At 54.5% G+C, this 1,329-nt stretch carries 2 protein-coding genes and 1 pseudogene; 1 reads left to right on the forward strand and 2 read right to left on the reverse strand.

Annotated features, from left to right (window positions below):
* Together H6A60_RS11390 and H6A60_RS11395 are read right to left on the reverse strand one after the other, a co-directional pair.
* Window positions 1-480 (reverse strand): TonB-dependent receptor plug domain-containing protein (locus H6A60_RS11390; RefSeq protein WP_239477736.1); only part of this gene is annotated, 480 nt, incomplete at its 3' end.
* 139 nt (window positions 481-619) lie between these two features.
* Window positions 620-781 carry a hypothetical protein gene (locus H6A60_RS11395; protein ID WP_205104702.1) on the reverse strand — a complete coding sequence of 54 codons (162 nt, stop codon included), beginning with the start codon at window positions 779-781 and terminating at the stop codon, window positions 620-622.
* A gap of 344 nt (window positions 782-1,125) precedes the next feature.
* Between H6A60_RS11395 and H6A60_RS11400 the strand changes: the two are divergent.
* Window positions 1,126-1,329: pseudogene (locus tag H6A60_RS11400) on the forward strand (FAD-dependent oxidoreductase); the annotation flags it as partial.

A 1,329-nucleotide genomic window follows, 5' to 3' on the forward strand; every position in this document is an offset into this window, starting at 1 on the left:
CCCGTAGAGAACGCTGCCGCCGCCCGGAATGACTTCAATGCGCTCGATTTGCTCGACAGGTACGACATCGTAATTCGTCGACATGGGATGGTTGACAAGCGTCGTGATCGGCGCGCCGTCAATGAGCACCTGAATATTCCGATTGGCTTGGCCCGCTCCCTGACCGCGGATGTCGATTTCACCTGCACCCGTCGTGCCGACGGAAATGCCGGGGACGTTCTGAAGAGCATCCGAAACGGTGCGGTTGCCCCGTTCACGAATTACTTCCTTCGGAAGGACAATGATTTCCTTCGTGGTGCGGAGTCGTTCAATTTCGACGTAGTCCGGTCTCACGTAGCTCGGCTGCAACTCTACATCTTGTTCGTAAGCGGCTTCGGCTGACTCTGCTTCCTGCGAATCCGGCTCGTCCGCCGTATTCGAGGCATAAACAGGTGCAGCAAGAGCTTGAGCAACTGCCAAACACGCAGTTGTCGACAGCATTTTCAGGATTCTTTTTCTTTCGAAAGGCATCATGGGACGGGACTTAGAGAGAGACGGTGCGGGCATTTTTTCTCCTTATATGAGAACGATTCGCGTTCTCAATAAAGATAAAAAGAAGCCTCTGTCCAAACCATTGGTGTTATCGAGAGCTGTACGCCACGAAGCCGGTCACCGGCATTGCGGGCATCAAGAAAGCTGTCGCCCTGGCGACGAAAAATTTCCGGAAATTTTGCCGCGGTTGGGCAGCGGTGTTCACAAGCCCGGACAGGAAGCCGTTTTCCAGAAGTTGGCCTTCATTCATGGCCTATGAGGTCCTCCAATAGACTGAGCAGAACCGACGTTGTCTTTTGCCGGTAACCAGTGCTTTTTCGGAATCGCGATCAACGTGCAGCGCTGTACGGCTTAAAGCATGTCTGCTCACACGGCCTCTTTGTCCAAAAGGCTTTCTCGGACTCGGGCAGCCGGGTGATAGAAACGGGTAAAAGTGCACTCTCAGTGTTTGGTTCAACGTCAATCGAAGGCGTGCTCTTGACAATGCTCAAAAGTACTCAAGTAGTGAATTCTCGATGATGGGGCTATGTTGTCAGGCGTCCACGGGCGAACGGCTCGAGAACGTATTTGGCAACTCAGCCACAGGAGGCGTATATGTCGCTCAATCGTCGTACGTTTTTAACCGTCGGCGCAGCCGCTGCTGCCGGTATTGCCGCTTCCGCCGCGCACGCGCTGCCTGTCGGTAAGCCGGAAAAATGGGATTCAGAATTCGATATTGTCATCGTCGGCGCCGGTGGTGCGGGTCTGGCTGCGGGTTCAGTTGCGGCCGACCTGAAGCTCTCGGCGGTTGTTCTGGAG

The sequence above is a fragment of the Sutterella massiliensis genome (assembly GCF_016899755.1).
In the GTDB taxonomy this organism is placed as follows: Bacteria; Pseudomonadota; Gammaproteobacteria; order Burkholderiales; family Burkholderiaceae_F; genus Sutterella; species Sutterella massiliensis.

Bases quoted from the DNA above. Each gene is read 5' to 3' on its own strand.
- H6A60_RS11395 (WP_205104702.1), bottom strand. From the start codon at position 781: ATGAATGAAGGCCAACTTCTGGAAAACGGCTTCCTGTCCGGGCTTGTG.